Source organism: Caulobacter endophyticus (assembly GCF_029543245.1).
Lineage (GTDB): Bacteria > Pseudomonadota > Alphaproteobacteria > Caulobacterales > Caulobacteraceae > Caulobacter > Caulobacter endophyticus_A.
The window spans coordinates 1-17,446 of sequence record NZ_JARQWV010000017.1; the positions used below are offsets into that span (position 1 = coordinate 1).

The 17,446-nt window shown below is 67.9% G+C and carries 20 protein-coding genes, 1 tRNA gene and 1 rRNA gene; 15 read left to right on the forward strand and 7 right to left on the reverse strand.

The window, feature by feature from the left end; all coding sequences use genetic code 11:
• Nucleotides 1–156: 156 nt before the first annotated feature.
• The 10 genes from rrf to pnp all read left to right on the forward strand — a co-directional run bounded on the left by rrf (nt 157) and on the right by pnp (nt 7,770).
• Nucleotides 157–271, forward strand: a 5S ribosomal RNA gene (rrf, locus tag P7A99_RS16370).
• Nucleotides 272–337: 66 nt separating this feature from the next.
• Nucleotides 338–414 (forward strand) — tRNA-Met (locus tag P7A99_RS16375).
• Nucleotides 415–474: 60 nt separating this feature from the next.
• A complete protein-coding gene (locus P7A99_RS16380; protein WP_277794846.1) occupies nt 475–933 on the forward strand; it encodes a MaoC family dehydratase in 459 nt (152 codons plus the stop codon).
• Nucleotides 934–997: 64 nt separating this feature from the next.
• Complete coding sequence (locus P7A99_RS16385; RefSeq protein ID WP_277794847.1) at nt 998–2,383, forward strand: serine hydrolase domain-containing protein; 1,386 nt, start codon at nt 998–1,000, stop codon at nt 2,381–2,383.
• A gap of 25 nt (nt 2,384–2,408) precedes the next feature.
• Nucleotides 2,409–3,191: a dienelactone hydrolase family protein gene (locus P7A99_RS16390; protein WP_277794848.1), complete on the forward strand. Its 783-nt coding sequence runs from the start codon at nt 2,409–2,411 to the stop codon at nt 3,189–3,191.
• Nucleotides 3,192–3,230: 39 nt separating this feature from the next.
• Entirely contained in the window at nt 3,231–3,584 is a 354-nt protein-coding gene (locus P7A99_RS16395; protein ID WP_277794849.1) for a hypothetical protein, read from the forward strand.
• A gap of 109 nt (nt 3,585–3,693) precedes the next feature.
• Entirely contained in the window at nt 3,694–4,149 is a 456-nt protein-coding gene (rbfA, locus tag P7A99_RS16400; protein ID WP_277794850.1) for a 30S ribosome-binding factor RbfA, read from the forward strand.
• A gap of 3 nt (nt 4,150–4,152) precedes the next feature.
• A complete protein-coding gene (gene truB / locus P7A99_RS16405) occupies nt 4,153–5,085 on the forward strand; it encodes a tRNA pseudouridine(55) synthase TruB (RefSeq protein WP_277794851.1) in 933 nt (310 codons plus the stop codon).
• Between the two features lie 14 nt (nt 5,086–5,099).
• Entirely contained in the window at nt 5,100–5,369 is a 270-nt protein-coding gene (gene rpsO / locus P7A99_RS16410; RefSeq protein ID WP_277794852.1) for a 30S ribosomal protein S15, read from the forward strand.
• Between the two features lie 250 nt (nt 5,370–5,619).
• Nucleotides 5,620–7,770 (forward strand): polyribonucleotide nucleotidyltransferase, encoded by a 2,151-nt coding sequence (gene pnp / locus P7A99_RS16415; RefSeq protein ID WP_277794853.1) that lies wholly within the window; start codon nt 5,620–5,622, stop codon nt 7,768–7,770.
• A gap of 92 nt (nt 7,771–7,862) precedes the next feature.
• Here pnp and P7A99_RS16420 read toward each other — a convergent pair whose 3' ends face one another.
• Nucleotides 7,863–8,459, reverse strand: coding sequence for a YqgE/AlgH family protein (locus P7A99_RS16420; RefSeq protein WP_058348697.1), 597 nt, complete (start codon nt 8,457–8,459; stop codon nt 7,863–7,865).
• A gap of 108 nt (nt 8,460–8,567) precedes the next feature.
• Between P7A99_RS16420 and P7A99_RS16425 the strand changes: the two genes are divergently transcribed.
• Nucleotides 8,568–9,050: a peroxiredoxin gene (locus P7A99_RS16425; RefSeq protein ID WP_277794854.1), complete on the forward strand. Its 483-nt coding sequence runs from the start codon at nt 8,568–8,570 to the stop codon at nt 9,048–9,050.
• A 152-nt stretch (nt 9,051–9,202) separates the two neighbouring features.
• On the opposite strand, the gene P7A99_RS16430 is transcribed toward P7A99_RS16425, so the two are convergent.
• Entirely contained in the window at nt 9,203–9,940 is a 738-nt protein-coding gene (locus P7A99_RS16430) for a M48 family metallopeptidase (protein ID WP_277794855.1), read from the reverse strand.
• Nucleotides 9,941–10,088: 148 nt separating this feature from the next.
• Here P7A99_RS16430 and P7A99_RS16435 point away from each other — a divergent pair, with 148 nt between their 5' ends.
• Entirely contained in the window at nt 10,089–10,586 is a 498-nt protein-coding gene (locus P7A99_RS16435) for a hypothetical protein (protein ID WP_277794856.1), read from the forward strand.
• Here P7A99_RS16435 and P7A99_RS16440 read toward each other — a convergent pair.
• Both P7A99_RS16440 and P7A99_RS16445 read right to left on the reverse strand, forming a co-directional pair.
• On the reverse strand, nt 10,583–11,848 hold the full coding sequence (locus P7A99_RS16440; protein ID WP_277794857.1) for a polyhydroxyalkanoate depolymerase: 1,266 nt from the start codon (nt 11,846–11,848) through the stop codon (nt 10,583–10,585). The two genes, P7A99_RS16435 and P7A99_RS16440, sit on opposite strands and share 4 nt — an antisense overlap.
• 107 nt (nt 11,849–11,955) lie before the next feature.
• Nucleotides 11,956–12,549 carry an SCO family protein gene (locus P7A99_RS16445; RefSeq protein WP_277794858.1) on the reverse strand — a complete coding sequence of 198 codons (594 nt, stop codon included), beginning with the start codon at nt 12,547–12,549 and terminating at the stop codon, nt 11,956–11,958.
• A gap of 57 nt (nt 12,550–12,606) precedes the next feature.
• On the opposite strand from P7A99_RS16445, the gene P7A99_RS16450 reads away from it, so the two are divergent.
• Nucleotides 12,607–14,007, forward strand: a complete 1,401-nt coding sequence (locus P7A99_RS16450; protein WP_277794859.1) for an ActS/PrrB/RegB family redox-sensitive histidine kinase — start codon at nt 12,607–12,609, stop codon at nt 14,005–14,007.
• Between the two features lie 89 nt (nt 14,008–14,096).
• Nucleotides 14,097–14,654 carry a stationary phase response regulator transcription factor SpdR gene (spdR, locus tag P7A99_RS16455; RefSeq protein WP_277794860.1) on the forward strand — a complete coding sequence of 186 codons (558 nt, stop codon included), beginning with the start codon at nt 14,097–14,099 and terminating at the stop codon, nt 14,652–14,654.
• A 174-nt stretch (nt 14,655–14,828) separates the two neighbouring features.
• Here the strand turns inward: spdR and P7A99_RS16460 are convergent, their stop codons facing one another.
• The 3 genes from P7A99_RS16460 to P7A99_RS16470 all read right to left on the reverse strand — a co-directional run bounded on the left by P7A99_RS16460 (nt 14,829) and on the right by P7A99_RS16470 (nt 16,638).
• Complete coding sequence (locus P7A99_RS16460; protein ID WP_277794861.1) at nt 14,829–15,614, reverse strand: SDR family oxidoreductase; 786 nt, start codon at nt 15,612–15,614, stop codon at nt 14,829–14,831.
• A gap of 62 nt (nt 15,615–15,676) precedes the next feature.
• Nucleotides 15,677–15,964 (reverse strand): 4a-hydroxytetrahydrobiopterin dehydratase, encoded by a 288-nt coding sequence (locus P7A99_RS16465; RefSeq protein ID WP_277794862.1) that lies wholly within the window; start codon nt 15,962–15,964, stop codon nt 15,677–15,679.
• A gap of 29 nt (nt 15,965–15,993) precedes the next feature.
• Complete coding sequence (locus P7A99_RS16470) at nt 15,994–16,638, reverse strand: HAD-IA family hydrolase (RefSeq protein WP_277794863.1); 645 nt, start codon at nt 16,636–16,638, stop codon at nt 15,994–15,996.
• 155 nt (nt 16,639–16,793) lie between these two features.
• Here P7A99_RS16470 and P7A99_RS25235 point away from each other — a divergent pair, with 155 nt between their 5' ends.
• Nucleotides 16,794–17,420 (forward strand): hypothetical protein, encoded by a 627-nt coding sequence (locus P7A99_RS25235; protein ID WP_431307683.1) that lies wholly within the window; start codon nt 16,794–16,796, stop codon nt 17,418–17,420.
• Nucleotides 17,421–17,446: the final 26 nt, after the last annotated feature.

A 17,446-nucleotide genomic window follows, 5' to 3' on the forward strand; every position in this document is an offset into this window, starting at 1 on the left:
GTGCGGCGACGCATGGAGCTTACCGGTACTAATAGCTCGATAGGCTTGATCGTTCTTCAGTCAAACCCATGCAAGCTCTACAGTCTTGCCTGACACTGATGTCTTCTTCTTTTCCTTGTCGGTCTAACCACCGACGAGCAGCATCCTTTTCGCTGACCTGGTGGCTTTGCCGGGGGTTCCCCACCCGATCCCATTCCGAACTCGGTCGTTAAGTCCCCCAGGGCCAATGGTACTTCGTCTCAAGGCGCGGGAGAGTAGGTCGCCGCCAGGTCCGCTAAAAGGATGCATCCGCAAAGACACCAAAGTCCAGAACCCTACTCACGATACATACCTCTGCCGCGGGGTGGAGCAGCCCGGTAGCTCGTCAGGCTCATAACCTGAAGGTCACAGGTTCAAATCCTGTCCCCGCACCCAAACTTTTCTACAAATGGCCCTCGCTTCCGCGGGGGCCTTTTGTCGTTTCGGGATCTCGCCATGACCGATCGTTATCTGGATGACCTGACCGTCGGCGAAACCTGGACGGGCCAGCCGTTCGTGCTCTCCGAAGCCGAGATCCTCGACTTCGCCCGCGCCTATGATCCCCAGCCGATGCATGTCGACCTGGAGGCCGCCGCGGCCGGCCGGTTCGGCGGCATCATCGCCAGCGGCTGGCACGTGGCCTCGCGGGTGATGCGCGAATATGTCGACACCGCCCCGTTCGGCGCGACGCCGATGCTGGGCATCCGCATCGACGAGCTGACCTGGCTGAAGCCCGTTCGTCCCGGCGACGCCCTGACGGTCCATCGCGAGATCGTCGAGGTCACCCGTTCGCGCTCCAAGCCCGATCGCGGGACCATCCGCACCTTCACCCGGGTGACCAACCAGCACGGCGAGCCGGTGCTGACCTTCTTCAACCTGATCCAGATGCCTGCCCATGCGGGCGTGACCCTGTAAGGCGCCTTGCCTTCGCGGCCGGCTCGCCCTCAGTCTGCGGGCCTCACGGCTGGGGGCTGAGCGAATGCGACGACGGACGGTTCTGGCGGGCGGGGCGCTGGCCTTCGCCCTGGCGAGCCCCGTGCTGGCCGCGCCGCTTGCGCCCGACAAGGCCCGCCAGGTCGACGCCATCGCCGCCGAGGTGCTGGCCGCCACCGGCGCGCCCTCGGCCTCGGTGGCGATCATCGCGGACGGTGAGCCGGTCTACGCCAAGGCCTATGGTTTGGCGCGGCTGTCGCCAGCCGTTCCCGCCACCACCTCCACCCGTTACGGGATCGCCTCGGTCAGCAAGCAGTTCACCGCCGCGGCCGTCCTGCTGCTGGCCGAGGACGGCAAGGTCTCGCTGGACGATCCGGTCGGCAAGTACGTCCCGGGCCTGACCGACGGTGATCGGATCACCCTGCGCCAGGTGCTGTCGCACACCGCCGGCTATCGCGACTACTGGCCACAGGACTTCGTGTTCGAGGCCATGCGCGCGCCGACCACGCCGCAGAAGATCCTCGATGGCTGGGCGCGCATCCCGCTGGACTATCCGCCCGGGGAGCAGTGGCGCTATTCCAACACCGGTTTCGTCATCGCCGGTCTGGTCGTGGAGAAGGTCTCAGGCGAGCCGCTGTTTTCCTTTCTCAAGCGGCGGATCTTCGATCCCCTGGGCATGAGCGGCGTCACCGAGGACGACAGCAAGGCGCTGTCGCCGCCCGACGCCAGCCACTACACCCGCTATGGCCTGGGCCCCGTGGTCCTGGCCGACAAGGAAGGTCGCGGCTGGCTGTTCGGCGCGGCCGAACTGGCCATGTCGCCGTCGGACCTGGCGCGCTGGAACCGGGCGATGATCCGGCGCGAGTTGCTGAAGCCCTCCTCGTGGGAGGCCATGACGACCTCGGTCGACCTGTCGGGCGGGGCGCCCGCCGGCTATGGCCTGGGCGTGTCGGTCAAGGTGCGCGACGGGGTGATCAGCGTCAGCCATGGCGGCATGCTGTCGGGCGTGCTGACCAGCAACACGGTCTGGCCGGCCGAGAAGCGGGCCGTGACCGTGGTCGCCAACGCCGATTTCGGCGAGCCGCAGACGGCCATCTCGCAGCGCATCGCCTTCCTGCTGCGGCCCTCGACGGGATCGGCGGCGACGGCGCGGAGCCTAGTCGCCCAGTTGCAGGCGGGGACGATCGATCCGGCTCTGCTGACCGCCAACGGCAAGGCCTGGTTCACGGCTGCGCGCCTGGCCGACTTCAAGCAGAGCCTGGCGCCGCTGGGACCTTTACGCATGCTCGACGGCCAGGGCGTCCAAGTGCGCGGCGGCATGACCTGGCATGGTTTCGACGCGGCCTTCGGCGCGCGGACCCTGTCGGTGTCGATGCGGCTGACGCCGGACGGCAGGGTCGAGCAGTTCCTGATCGGGCCGAAGGCGGGCTGAGGGCAAGGCAGGCGAGGGGGCGGCGATGACCGACGTGTTCGAGGGCTTTTCGAGGTTCGAGTTCGACGACGGCCGCTGGAGCCGGTCGGTCTGGCGGATGGGAACCGGGCCGGCGGTGATCGTCGTGCACGAGATCCCCGGCCTGCATCCCGGCGTGCTGGAGTTCGCCCGCGAGGTGGCGGCCGCCGGCATGACCGTCTTCTGCCCCAGCCTGTTCGGCGAGCCTGGCCGGCCGGTCAGCCGCGGCTATGGCGCGGCTTCGTCCTTGCAGATCGCCTGCGTGCGACGCGAGTTCAACCTGTGGCGCGGCGGCAGGTCGAGCCCGATCGTCGACTGGCTGCGGGCCCTGGCCCGGCAGGTCCATGCCGAATGCGGCGGCAAGGGTGTCGGGGCCGTGGGCATGTGCGTCACCGGCGGCTTCGCCCTGGCGATGATGACCGAGCCTTGCGTCGTGGCGCCGGTGCTGTCGCAGCCTTCCCTGCCGGTGACGGCCAAGGGAGATCTTGACCTGTCGGCCGAGGAGCTGGCCTGCGCCAGGCGGCGGTTCGAGGCCGAGGACCTGTCGTTGATCGCCTTGCGCTACAGGACCGACTGGCACGTGCAGGACGGCCGGTTCGCTAGGCTGAAGGGCGAGTTCGGCGAACGGGCCGAGCTGATCGAGCTCGAGGACGCCGACGCCAACGGCTACCGCGTGATCCCGCCGCACTCGGTGCTGACCCTGCACCTGGACCGGGATCGGCCGGATGGGGCGGGGATGATCGCGGCGCGGCGGGTGGTCGAGTTCTTCAGGGAGCGAACGGGGGCGTGATCGGTTGAGCGCTTCGCCAGCTTGCGCCATGGTGACGCCATGACGACCAAGACGCCCCGGACGCCGCAAGAGAAGAAGGCGTTGAGCTACGAGCGCGACAGCCGCAACGACTACACCAGCAGCGACAAATCGATCCGACGGCTGATCCCGCTACGCAAGGCCAAGGAAAGCCGTCGAGTGCGGCACGGGGCCGACCAGGCGCTGCACCGGATCGTCGAGGGCGGCTGCGAGGAGGCGGTCGACCTTCTGGAAAACACCCTGAGCACCGACGTGGCGCGGGTCGGCGGCTGGCGCAAATGGGAGGCCGTCTCGCTGGGCGAAACGGTCAGGGGTCAACTTGAGCGTCGCGAGCGCCTGGGCATGACCGAGGCGCGTGACGAGGGCGAGGACTAGCCGGCGCGCTGGACTTTTCGCCCCCCAGAGCCTAGACACCGCGCCTTCGATTTTCCCCCGCGCTACCGGCGTTCGATCCGCCGGCCGGGCTGCAAAGGCTATCCGCGCCATGAAGCGCCATTCCGAGAAAACCAAGGGCCCCGTGGGTCCGTCGCAGCGTCAGCTTCGCGCCGGCGAACTGATCCGCCACGCGCTCGTCGACATCCTCCGCGAGGAGGAGCTGCAGGACGAGGCCCTGACCGGCGTCACCATCACCGTTTCCGAAGTGCGCATGAGCCCCGACCTGCGGCACGCCGTCTGCTTCGTCGAGCCTCTGGGCGCGGGCCTGGCGGGCGCCGCCCAGAACGTCGACGAGATCATCAAGGGCCTGAACCGGGTCTCGAAGTTCCTGCGCGGGCGCCTGGGCCGGTCGATCGACATGAAGTTCACGCCCGACCTGAAGTTCATCCACGATGAGAGCTTCGGCACGGCCGCCTACATGGACAAGCTGTTCCTCGATCCGCGCGTACGCCAGGACACCGAGCGCCGCCTGTCGGACGTCCTCGAAGAAGACGACGAGGACTGAGCCATGGCGCGCCGCAAGAAGGGTGACGCCGTCTCGGGCTGGGTGTGCCTGGACAAGCCCTACGACCTGACCTCGACCAGCGCGGTTTCGCGTGTGCGCCGGGCGTTCAACGCCCAGAAGGCCGGCCACGCCGGCACGCTGGATCCGCTGGCGACGGGAATCCTGCCGCTGGCGCTGGGCGAGGCGACCAAGACCGTCCCGTTCCTGATGGACGCCGACAAGGCCTATCGCTTCACCATCGAATGGGGCCGTAACACCACCACCCTCGACCGCGAGGGCGAGACGACGGCCTCGTCGGACGTGCGGCCCGCTGTCGAGGCGGTCGAGGCCGCCCTTCCGGCCTTCATCGGCGAGGTCGACCAGGTTCCGCCGAACTTCTCGGCCATCAAGGTGGACGGCGAGCGGGCCTATGATCTGGCCCGCGACGGGGTGGAGTTCGAGCTCCAGACCCGCAAGGTGACGATCCACGCGCTGCGGGTGCTTTCGGTTCCCGACGTCGATCATGTCGAGCTGGAGATGGAATGCGGCAAGGGCACCTATGTGCGCGCCGTGGTCCGGGATCTGGCGGCTGCGCTCGGCGCCTGTGGACATGTCAGCCAGCTTCGCCGCACGCGGGTCGGCCAGTTCACCGAGGACACGGCGATAAGTCTGGAAACTCTAGAGAATTTGGGCTATGAGGCCCGACTGTCGGAGGCATTGCTTCCGGTCGAGACCGCGCTGGACGACATCCCGGCGTTGGCCGTGACCGACGAAGACGCCTTCCGGCTTGCGCAAGGACGCGCCATCGTTCTGCTACCCAGGCAGGTGGAAACGCTGAAAGCCGAGCTCTCGCCCGGTGATCGCACCGTTTCCGCCATGTCCGGAGAACGGCTGGTGGCCTTGTGCGAGATGCGCGCCGGAAAGCTCAATCCGGTGCGGGTCTTCCAACTCACCTGAGCGGAGACAATCCGATGTCGATCACTGCCGAGCGCAAGAGCGCTCTTATCGCCGAGCACGCCCGCACCGAGGGTGACACCGGCAGCGCCGAAGTCCAGGTCGCGATCCTCTCGGAGCGCATCTCGAACCTGACCGAGCACTTCAAGAGCCACAAGAAGGACAACCACAGCCGTCGTGGTCTGCTGAAGCTGGTTTCCCAGCGTCGCCGTCTCCTCGACCACCTGAAGAAGTCCGACGAAGGCCGTTACTCGGCTCTCATCGAGAAGCTGGGCCTGCGCCGCTAAGGCGCATTTCCGCCGCCTTACCCCGGTAAGGCGGCGGAACGCTATTTGGGATCAGCCATCTCGAGACAGGCCGAGGTGGAGGATCCAAGGGCTTCGCTCCTGACGGGGCGGCGCCCAGTACGTGCGAGGGTTCACGTCCTCAAACCCCCGCCTGTCACATTAGGATGAGGATCATCGGGCCGGCTCCATTGGCCGTCCGCCCCTGTCCACGCCCGACGGGAATCCGCCCGCGGGAACCGAAAGAAGAAAAATGTTCGATATCAAGCGCAAGACGATCGAGTGGGGCGGCAAGACGCTGGTCCTCGAAACCGGTCGCATCGCCCGTCAAGCCGACGGCGCCGTCCTGGCCACCATGGGCGAAACCGTCGTCCTGGCCACCGCCGTTTACGCCAAGACCCAGAAGCCGGGCCAAGACTTCTTCCCGCTGACGGTCAACTACCAGGAAAAGACCTTCGCGGCCGGCAAGATCCCGGGCGGCTACTTCAAGCGTGAAGGCCGTCCGTCGGAAAAGGAGACCCTGGTCTCCCGCCTGATCGACCGTCCGATCCGCCCGCTGTTCGTCAAGGGCTTCAAGAACGAAGTCCAGGTCGTCGTCACCGTGCTGCAGCACGATCTCGAGAACGATCCCGACATCCTGGGCATGGTCGCCGCTTCGGCCGCCCTGACCCTGTCGGGCGCCCCGTTCATGGGTCCGATCGGCGCCGCCCGCGTCGGCTGGGTGAACGGTGAGTACGTGCTGAACCCGACGCTCGACGAGCTGAAGGAAAGCGCCATGGACCTGGTCGTGGCCGGCACCGCCGACGCCGTGATGATGGTCGAAAGCGAAATCAAGGAACTCTCGGAAGAGATCGTCCTGGGCGGCGTCAACTTCGCCCACCAGCAGATGCAGGCCGTCATCGACGCCATCATCGACCTGGCCGAGCACGCCGCCAAGGAGCCCTTCGCGTTCGAGCCGGAAGACACCGACGCGATCAAGGCCGAGATGAAGGGCATCGTCGGCGCCGACATCGCCGCCGGCTACAAGATCACCAAGAAGCAGGACCGCTACGAAGCGATCGGCGCGGCCAAGAAGAAGGCCATCGAAGCGTTGGGCAAGTCGGACACCAATCCGGCCGGCTATGATCCGCTGAAGCTGGCGGCGATCTTCAAGGAACTGGAAGCCGACGTCGTGCGTCGCGGCATCCTGGACACCGGCCTGCGCATCGACGGCCGCGACGTGAAGACCGTGCGTCCGATCCTGGGCGAAGTCGGCATCCTGCCGCGCACCCACGGCTCGGCCCTGTTCACCCGCGGCGAGACGCAAGCCATCGTCGTGGCCACCCTGGGCACCGGCGACGACGAGCAGTTCATCGACGCCCTGGAAGGCACCTACAAGGAATCCTTCCTGCTGCACTACAACTTCCCGCCCTACTCGGTCGGTGAGACGGGCCGCATGGGCTCGCCGGGCCGCCGCGAAATCGGCCACGGCAAGCTGGCCTGGCGCGCCCTGCGCCCGATGCTGCCGGCCAAGGAAGACTTCCCCTACACCATCCGCCTGGTCTCCGAGATCACCGAGTCGAACGGCTCGTCCTCGATGGCCACGGTCTGCGGTTCGTCGCTGGCCATGATGGACGCCGGCGTGCCGCTGGTCCGTCCGGTGTCGGGCATCGCCATGGGCCTGATCCTCGAAAAGGACGGCTTCGCCGTTCTGTCCGACATCCTCGGCGACGAAGATCACCTGGGCGACATGGACTTCAAGGTGGCCGGCACCAGCGAAGGCCTGACCTCGCTGCAGATGGACATCAAGATCGCCGGCATCACGCCCGCGATCATGGAGCAGGCTCTTGCTCAAGCCAAGGAAGGCCGCGCGCACATCCTCGGCGAGATGAACAAGGCCATGGAAGCGCCGCGTGAAGACGTCGGCGAGTTCGCTCCGAAGATCGAAACCATCACCATCCCGACCGACAAGATCCGTGAAGTGATCGGCACCGGCGGCAAGGTGATCCGCGAGATCGTCGCCACCACCGGCGCCAAGGTCGACATCAACGACGAAGGCACCGTGAAGGTCTCGGCCTCGGACGGCGCCAAGATCAAGGCCGCGATCGACTGGATCAAGTCGATCACGCAGGAAGCTGAAGTCGGCGCGATCTACGACGGCAAGGTCGTCAAGGTCGTCGATTTCGGCGCCTTCGTGAACTTCTTCGGCGCCAAGGACGGCCTCGTCCACGTCAGCCAGATCAGCAACGAACGCGTCGCCAAGCCGTCGGACGTGCTGAAGGAAGGCCAGATGGTCAAGGTGAAGCTCCTGGGCTTCGACGACCGCGGCAAGACCAAGCTGTCGATGAAGGTCGTCGACCAGACGACGGGTGAAGACCTGTCGAAGAAGGCCGAAGTGACCCCGGAGGAAGCCGTCAACACCTGATGACGGCTTTCAGGGCGACCTGAAAATGCAGCGGGCGGCTCCGAAAGGGGCCGCCCGTTTTGCTTAGGAGCCTCCCCCACGGGGGAGGTTCTTCAGGCCCGCCCGGCCTGGGCCGAGAGGTGATCTGCCGTGATGCCGATCTTGGCCAGGGCGCGGGTCCACTTGCTCTCGTGGTCGTCGCCGAACAGCAGGGCCTCGTCGGCGTCGCAGATGAGCCAGACGTTGTCGCGCAGCTCCTGCTCCAGCTGGCCGGGTCCCCAGCCGGAATAGCCCAGGGCCAGGATGGCGCGGCGCGGGCGGTGGATGCGGCTGCCCAGGGCGTCGAGGGCGTCGCGGGTGACGGTCAGGGCCAGGCCGTCGGCCACCGGCGAGGTCGAGTCGGGCGAGACGTAGTCGTCGGTGTGCAGCACGAAGCCGCGCTCGCGCTCGACCGGCCCGCCCAGCATCACGAGGTCGCTGGGCGCACGCACCTCGGGATCCACGCCCAGCTTGTCGAGCAGCTCGTACACCGTCAGGCCCTCGACCGGGCGGTTGACCGCCAGGCCCATGGCCTGCTCGTCGTCGTGCGAGCAGAGATAGACCACGGCGCGCTCGAAGCGCGGGTCCTCGATGCCCGGCATGGCCACAAGGAGCCGGCCGGTCAGGAATTGGCCCTCGCCGTCGAGGGGGGCGGTCTCGGGAGCGTCCATCTGTTGAGGATCGGCACACAACGCGTCGGTTTCAAGTCAAACCACGTTATTGGCGAACCGATCCGGACGCTTTATCTCCGGACGGCCCTTTCAGCACAGGATCACACCATGGCGATCAAGGTTGGCGACACGCTTCCGGCGGCCACGTTCATGACCAGCACGGCCGAAGGCCCCGCTCCGGTCACTTCCGACGAACTCTTCAAGGGCAAGACCGTCGCCCTCTTCGCCGTCCCCGGCGCGTTCACCCCGACCTGCTCGGCCAAGCACCTGCCGGGCTTCAAGGAAAAGGCGGCCGAACTGAAGGCCAAGGGCGTCGACACGATCGCCTGCGTTTCGGTCAACGACGTCTTCGTGATGAAGGCCTGGGGCGCCGACCAGGGCATTTCTGGTGAAGTGGTCCTGCTGGCCGACGGCAACGGCGACTTCACCCGCGCCATCGGCCTGGACTTCGACGGTTCGAAGTTCGGCATGGGCGCCCGCTCGCAGCGCTACTCGCTGATCGCCAAGGACGGCGTCGTCGAGACGCTGAACGTCGAGGAAGCCGGCGAATTCAAGGTCTCGTCGGCCGACTACATGCTGGGCCAGCTGTAAGCCGGTCCAGGCCCGGAACTTTCGTTCCGAGCATCCCCGCGCGGGCGGGGATCCAAGCCGAGGATGCGGTCAGGCTACGCGCCGCGCAGCATCCGGAATCAGCTTGGGTCCTCGCCTTCGCGGGGATTTTTCGTGGGGGACAGGAAGGTGGCCTAGGCCGAGATCGCGTGCAGCTCGGCGGCGTGCGCCCGCAGCCAGGCCCGGTGCGGCGCGGGATCGCCGATCAGGGTCTCGCACAGCGCCCAGAAGCGCGGGCCGTGATTGGCCTCCACAAGGTGGGCGCACTCGTGGGCGACGACGTAGTCGGCCACCGCCGCCGGCGCCAGCACCAGCCGCCAGCTGTAGCGGATCGCCGCCGGCGCACCGGGACGGGCTGGCCGGCAAGAGCCCCAGCGGGCCTTCGGGTCGGCCACCGCCACCGACGGCATCGGCCGTCCCAGCCGTCCGGCGTGATGGGCGGTGCGCTCGGTCAGGATCTCCAGCGCCCGGTGCTTGACCAGCCGCAGGATCTTCAGGGACCAGTTGGCGTCGTCGGGGGCGATCAGGGCGTCGTCGGTCATCCGCGCCCGGCCGGGACCGATCTCCAGGCGATAGGCCTTGCCCCAGATCTTCAGCACGCCGCCGGGCTCGATCACCTGGCGGCCGGGCAGGGCGGCCAGTTGCAGGCTCATCCAGCCGGCCTTCTCGTGGGCGAAGGCCACGGCCTCGGTCAGGCGGCGCTGGTTGGGGGCAATGGCGACGATCTCGGACTTGGCCCGGTCGACCCGCAGCGACACCCGCCGCGCGCGGCCGTCCACCTTCAGCCGCACGGCGCAGCGCTCGATCTCCAGCCGGTCGCCGTCGGCGAAGCGTCGGGGAGCGGCCTTGGGCTGCGGGCGAAAGAGGTTCATCGCCCTCTAGATCGCCCCCGCCGGGCCTTTACGCAAGAGTCCGGGGTGCAAGAGCCCCCTTCGCCTGTCCGACGGGCGAGGAGATCTTTTTCGGCGGCCGAGGGCGTGCTCAACTCGCGATGGACTGCGTTGGTCCCTGGAGGTCCTCGTGCTCGACGTCGTCTGCTACATCGCCGCCCTCTGCGTGGCTTCGGACTATGCGCCGGCTTCGGAGGTGTCGGGCTTCGTGCGGGCCATGCATCAGGGCCGCCCGGTCGTAGCCTCGCCGGAGGCCGTCGAGAGGCTGGGCGCGCGGCTGGACTTCATGGGCGGCGACAATTTCGTCACCCTCAGGGCCGGAAGCCTGAGGCAGACCTGCGTCGACGGCGCCTGCGTGGTCTTCCGGACCTCGTGCGCGAATCTGGTCTGCACCTGGCAGGCGGGCGCGGCGCGGCCGGCGAACGGCAAGCCCTTCCTCGCGGAGGTGCGCGTCGCCGCGACCAGTTCCGAGGCCATGGCCCGGGCCAGAAGCGCCGTCTTCGTTTCGCTCGAGGTCGGCGGTCAGGTCCGCCGCGTTTCGCTGGCGCAGCTGGGCGAGGGCGGGCCGGCCGATCCCGGCCGCTACACCGCCCCCATGTGGCCGGCCGACGGGCGCCCGGCCCGCTAGGCCTTCTTGCCGGCGAAGTTGGGATCGGTGCGCAGGATGAAGTCGCGGACCTTGGGATAGATCTCCTCGCGGAACCGGCGGCCGTTGAATACCCCGTAGTGGCCGACGCCCGGCTGGACGTAGTCCTCCTTCAGCTCGGCCGGCAGGCTCGAGCACAGGTCGTGGGCGGCCTGGGTCTGGCCGATGCCCGAGATGTCGTCCTTCTCGCCTTCGACGGTCATCAGGCCGATGTCGGTGATGGCTGCGGGATCGACCTTGCGGCCGCGATGCATCAGCTCGCCCTTGGGCAGCAGGTGCCGCTGGAAGACGATGTCGATGGTCTGGAGGTAGAACTCCTCCGTCAGGTCCAGAACCGACAGGTACTCGTCGTAGAATTCCAGGTGCTTGTCGGCGCCGTCGCCATCGCCCTCGACCAGGCTGTTGAAGTAGCGGCGGTGGGCTTCCTGGTGCTTGTCGGCGTTCATGCTCATGAAGCTGGCCAGTTGCACGAAGCCTGGATAGACGCGCCGGCCCATGCCCGGATAGGGCGCGGGCACGGTGTAGATCATGTTGGACTGGAACCAGGTGAAGGGCTTTTCCTCCGCCAGGTTGTTGGTCACGGTCGGCGACAGGCGCGCATCGATCGGCGAGCCCATGAAGGTCATGCTGGCCGGGCGCGAGGGATCGTTGTCCTGCGCCATCAGGGCGGCGGCGGCCAGCACCGGCGGTCCGGGCTGGCAGACGGCCAGCACGTTGGGACGCGGACCCAGCACCCGCAGCATGTCGCGGATGTGGTCGATATAGTCGTGGAAGTCGAAGCGGCCCTGCAGGACCGAGACCTCGCGGGCGTTCTGCCAGTCGACGATGAACACGGCGTGGTCGGGCAGGAAGGCCTCGACCGTGCCGCGCAGCAGCGTGGCGTAGTGGCCCGAGAGCGGCGCGACGATCAGCACGGCGGGGTCCAGCTCGAACTTGCCGGCCCGGCGCATGTCGGCCATGTCGCGGTCGAACTGGATCAGGCGCGCCCACGGGCTCTGCCAGACCACGGTGGGACGCACGCGCACGTCGACGTCGTTGATCTTCACGCTGTCGATGCGCCAGTCGGGCTTGCCGTATCGACGGGTGACGTTGGAGAACAGGTCCGCGCCCGCATAGAGCCGCCGGCCAAGTTCGGTGTTGGCGGCGGGGTTCAGCGGCGAACCCCAGAAGTCGCGGGCCGCGCGGGCGGCCAGGCGCATGGGGGTCGAAGCGTAGAAGCTCGCTTCGTGCAGGGCGTACAGCATGCCGTCTCCAGCGATTGTGCGCTGCAACATAACACGCCGGCCGTGAAGAAGGTACAGCCCTGAGGTGACCTAACGGCGCCGCGATGCAAAAAATGGGTTCGCCAGCGTCAGCGGCCCGTCATCGCCGCCTTCAGCTGGCGGGCGATCTCGTCGGGCGGCGAGCCATAGCCGATGACGCTGTGGAAGCGGCCCTTGGGATCGATGACGTAGATCATCGTCGAGTGGTCGACCGTGTAGTCGGGTCCGTCGCCGACCTTCTTGGCGTAGGCGCGATAGGTCTTCACGGTCGCGTCCACCTGTTCCTGCGTGCCGGTCAGGCCGACGATGTTCTTGGGCAGGTGGCCGGCGGTCAGGTAGGTCTTCATCTGGGCCGGGGTGTCGCGGGCCGGGTCGACCGAGATCATCACGATCTGCAGGTCCTTGGCCTTGGGGCCCAATTGGTCGCTGGCGGTCGCCAGGGCCTGCAGCGTGCCGGGGCAGACGTCGGGGCAGTAGGTGAAGCCGAAGAACATGGCGCTCCACTTGCCCTTCAGCACGTTTTCGTCGGCCGGCTTGCCGTCGTAGTCGACCAGCTGGAACGGCCCGCCGACGGCCGCGGGCTTCGGCGCGGAGTGGAAGACGCCGCTGCGGACGATCAGCGCGCCGGCCAGCAGAACCCCCACGATGCACACGGCCAGAACGACCAGGCGGTTGCGGTTCATGGGGGTCGTCCTTTTTGAGGCTCGCCAGATCGAAATTTCTGGCCTTAATGTCGCGTCATGGCCGACGCTTCGTTCAAGGACGCGCCGAAGAAACCATCACCCGACGGGCTCGATAGGCCCGACGGCGCGGGCGCGCAAGACAGCGACGACTGGTCCTGGGCGGGCCCAGGACTGCGTCAGGGACGCCTTCGTGTTCGAACGTTGATCGCCCAACGCTGGCTGACGGTGGCGGGCCAGTCGGTGACGGTGCTGTTCTGCGGCCTGGTTCTCGAGCGGCAGATTCCCTACGCCCTGTGTTTCTCGCTGATCGCGCTTTCGGCCTGGCTGAACGTGCTGATCGGCCTGGCCTCGACCGGCCAGCGCCTGGCGCGCGACGTCGAGGCCACCGCACAGATCGCCTTCGACATCCTGCAGCTGTCGGGGATGCTGTACCTGACCGGCGGGGTCTACAATCCGTTCTCGCTGCTGCTGATCGCGCCGGTGACCCTGGCGGCCGCCACCCTGCCTGCGCGCTACGCGCTGGGCCTGGGGGTGCTGGCGGTGATCGCCACCATCGTGCTGGCCTTTGTCTATATGCCCTTGCCCGTGGCCGTCGGCGTGTCGCCGCCCAGGCCCGAGGCCTCGCTGCTGGCCGGGATCGTCGCCGCGCGGATCCTCGGCATCGTCGTCACCGGCCTCTACGCCTGGCAGGCGGCCACGGAGTCGGCCCGCATGGAGCTGGCCCTCAACGTCACCGAGACCGTGCTGGCCCGCGAGCAACGGCTGTCTGCACTGGGCGCCCTGGCGGCGGCGGCGGCGCACGAACTGGGCACGCCGCTGGCCACCATCTCGGTCGTCGCCCGCGAGATGGCCCGCGGCGCTCCCGACGAGCAGACCCGCGAGGACGCCGAGCTCCTGATCGGCCAGGCCGCTCGCTGCCGCGAGATCCTGCAGCGCCTGACCGAGATGCCCGAGGCCCAGGACGCCGTGCACGAGCGCATGAGCCTGACCCAGCTGGTGCACGAGATCATCGAGCCGCACATGATCCACGGCGTGCGGGTCGAGGCGGTGGTCAACGGTCCCTCGGGAGAGGCCGCGCCCGACGTCTGGCGCCGCGCCGAGGTGATCCACGCCCTGACCTCGATCGTCGAGAACGCCGTCGATTTCGCCCGTTCCGAGGTGATCGTCGTGGCCCGCTTCGATCCGCGCTCGATCCTGATCGAGGTGCGCGACGACGGTCCCGGCTTCTCGCCCGAGGTGCTGGCCAAGCTGGGCGAGCCCTATGTCACCTCGCGCCCGGGGGCCGAGGGCTCGCGCACCGGCCACATCGGCATGGGCCTTGGCTTCTTCATCGCCAAGACGCTCCTGGAACGGACTGGGGCTGCCGTGGATTTCAGGAACGGCCGTCGCGGCGGCGCCGTCGTTGCGGCGCGCTGGCCACGCCCGGCGATGGAAGCTCCCGGCTTCATCGGTGTTTGAGTACGAAAGACTTGCGAAGTTTTGCAAGTCGTAGACAAGATGCGGACACGACACCCGGTTGAGTAATGGCGCGGGGAGGCGCTGAGTTGATGGCGGATATCGGAGAACTGGTCGCGGCGCTGCCCGACAAGTCCTTGCTTCTGCTCGACGACGATGCGCCGCTGCGCACCCGTCTTGGTCGAGCTTTGGAACAGCGTGGCTTCGAGGTGACGCTGTGCGCCTCGGTGGCCGAGGCCATCGGCTCGCTGAAGGCCCAGGCCCCGGCCCACGCGGTGCTCGACATGCGGCTCGAGGACGGCTCGGGCCTGAAGGTGGTCGAGGCTGTGCGCGACGCCCGCGCCGACGCCAAGATCATCATGCTGACCGGCTACGGCAACATCGCCACCGCCGTGGCGGCGGTGAAGGCCGGGGTGGTCGACTACCTCTCCAAGCCGGCCGACGCCGACGACGTGGCCCGCGCCCTGCTGGCCGCCAAGGACGCCGCGCCCGCTCCGCCGGAAAACCCGATGAGCGCCGACCGCGTGCGCTGGGAGCACATCCAGCGGGTCTACGAGATGTGCGGCCACAACGTTTCGGAGACGGCCCGCCGCCTCAACATGCACCGCCGGACGCTTCAGCGGATCCTGGCGAAACGGGCGCCGCGGTAATTTCCCTCTCCCCCTGCGGGAGAGGGTGGCCTCCCGGAGGGAGGTCGGGTGAGGGGTCTCTCAGATGTCGAACGCCGCGATAGCCAATCGGCCATCGCGGCGTTTTCGTGAGTGCGCCCCCTCATCCGTCACCTTCGGCGACACCTTCTCCCGCAAGGGGAGAAGGAGGGCGGATCACATCGCCGAGATCCCGCCGTCGAGCTTCAGCTCGGCGCCGGTCATGAACTTGCTCTCGTCGCTGGCCAGGTAGAGCACGGCATTGGCGATGTCGTCGGGCTCGCCGATGTGGCCCAGCGGGATCTGCCGGCCGAGCTTTGCGTGGGCCTCTTCCTTGCCCAGGCGCTGGCTCAGCGGGTCAAGGATCGGCGTGTCGATGAAGGTCGGGTGGATCGAGTTCGAGCGGATGTCGAGCCCGAGCTTGGCGCAGTAGAGCGCGATGTTCTTGGACAGCAGCCAGACCCCGGCCTTGGAGGCGTTGTAGGCCGGCGAGTTGTGGTTGGCGATCAGGCCGGCGATCGAGCTGATGTTGACGATCGAGCCGGGCTGGTGGGCGCGCATGTGGGTCAGGGCGTGCTTGGCCCCCAGGAAGACGCTGTCGACATTGATCGACATGATCTTCTTCCAGAGATCGAACTCCATCTGCTCCAGCGGCTTGTCGCCGGCGACGCCGGCGTTGTTGACCAGCACCGAGAGGCCGCCCAGGTCGGCCGCCGCCGCCTCGAGGGCCGCGATCCACTGGTCTTCCTGGGTCACGTCGAGGGCGTAGGCGAAGGCCGTCCCGGCGCCGTGGGCGGCGTTGATCTCGGCCGCCACGGCCTTGGCCCCGTCGACATTGATGTCGGCCAGGGCCACCTTGGCGCCTTCCGAGGCCAGCTTGCGCGCCGCGGCCGCGCCCAGGCCCTGGGCCGCGCCCGTGATGAAGGCCTTCTTGCCGGCGACCCGGCCCGTGGTCTGCGCCATTCGGCGTCCTCCCTGTAATTCAAACGATAGTTTGAACTGGATGCAGGAGGAGGGGAAGGGGGCTACCCCGCGATCGCATCCATGAATTTGGCCAGCTGCACGTCGCGTTCGCTGACGCCGTCGCAGTCGTGGGTGGTCAGGGTCACCTCGACGCGGTTGTAGACGTTGAACCACTCGGGGTGATGGTCGCGCTTGTCGGCCTCGATGGCCACGCGGGTCATGAAGCCGAAGGCGGCGTTGAAGTCGGCGAAACGGAAGGTCTTCTCGATGGCGTCCTTGCCGTTGGCGGCGGTCCAGCCGGTGAGCTGGGCGAGGGCGGCGGCGGCGCCGATCTTGGCGGGGGCGGTCATGCGGGCGGCTCCTGAAGCTTCTGGCCCCTTCAGAACGCCAATCCGGTGGCGACCGCAAGCTCCGCCAGCGCCTGGTCCTCGCCCGAGACCTTGATGGCGACCATGCCCATGGCCGCCGCCGGCTTGCAGTTGACCCCCAGGTCGTCGAGGTAGACGCAACGCTCCGGCGCCACGCCCAACAGGTCGCACATCATCTGATAGATGCGTGGGTCGGGCTTGCGCACCCCGGCCTTGGAGCTTTCGATCAGGGCGTCGAACTGGGCCATGATGTCGGCCACGGCCGCGGCCTTGTCGGCGGAGGACGCCATGCCGGCGCCATGGCCGGCGCCCGGCACGTTGTTGGTGATGCAGCCGACCTTGAACCGCGCCTTGCAGGCCTTCAGCGCCGCGACCATGCGCGGTCGGATCTCGCCCGACAGCAGGGGCAGCACGTCGCGGCCCGGCACGGCGTGGCCCAGGCGCGTGGATTCCTCCAGGAACAGCTCGTCGAAGGTCGCCGCGTCGATCTGCGCCCGCTCGAACCGCGCCCAGGCGTTGGTATCGGGATCGATGGCGTTGACGCCCCGGATGAAGTCGGTCGGCAGGTCGTTGCGGGCCTCGTAGCGGCGGAAGGCCTCGAAGGGCGAGGTGGTGAACACGCCGCCGAAATCCCAGATCACCGCCTCGATCGCCATCGCCTCGCCCGCATCGAACAATTGTTTGAAATCACTTTAGGCGAGGACGTCGGCGGGGAAAAGCCACGTCGAACAATGGTTAAGCTCGCCTTCATGGCGAAAAGGCGCGCGCGGCTCGCCGGGCTCTGGTCTACTGGCGGCCTGGAGTATCCCCCATGCGCCAACTGGTTCTTCTCGCTTTCGCCGCCGGGGTCGCCCTGACCTCGCCGGTTTTGGCCGCCGATCGCTACGGCCTGGCCGGCGGTCCGCCCGACCGCTCGAACCTGCCGGTCGATCCCGAGATCCTGCCGCCCGACACCCGGCCGGGAGAGTGCGTGAACCGCCGCGTCACCGGCCCGGGCGGCGCCTATCGCTGGGAGCGGGTGGAGTGCGACGACGGCGAGCGCGGCTGGAGCGACTTCGACCGCTGGAGCTATGGCCGCCCGCCGCTGCGGGTCGACGATCGGGCCGCGCCGCCGCCCCAGGCCTATCTGCCGCCGTCTCCGTCGCCGCAGCCGGACTATGCGCCCGACCGCTACAGCCGCCGTCATGACGACGGCCCGGCCTACGCGCCGCCGGCCTATGGTTCTCGGGCCTATGCTCAGGGCGGTTACGCCGCGGGCGGCGCCGTCCAGGGCTATTCGCGCCAGGAAGAGGGCTACGAGTACAGCCGCGAGAGCCATTACGACAGCGGCGCCTACAGCGCCTATCCCCCGGCCCAGGGCGGTTACGGCTACGCGACCTGGACCTCGGCCGGGCGCGATGAGTACGGCTTCCTGGTCTGGCCGGGCAAGCAGCCGTAGGGCGGATCGACATTCAGCAATTCTGG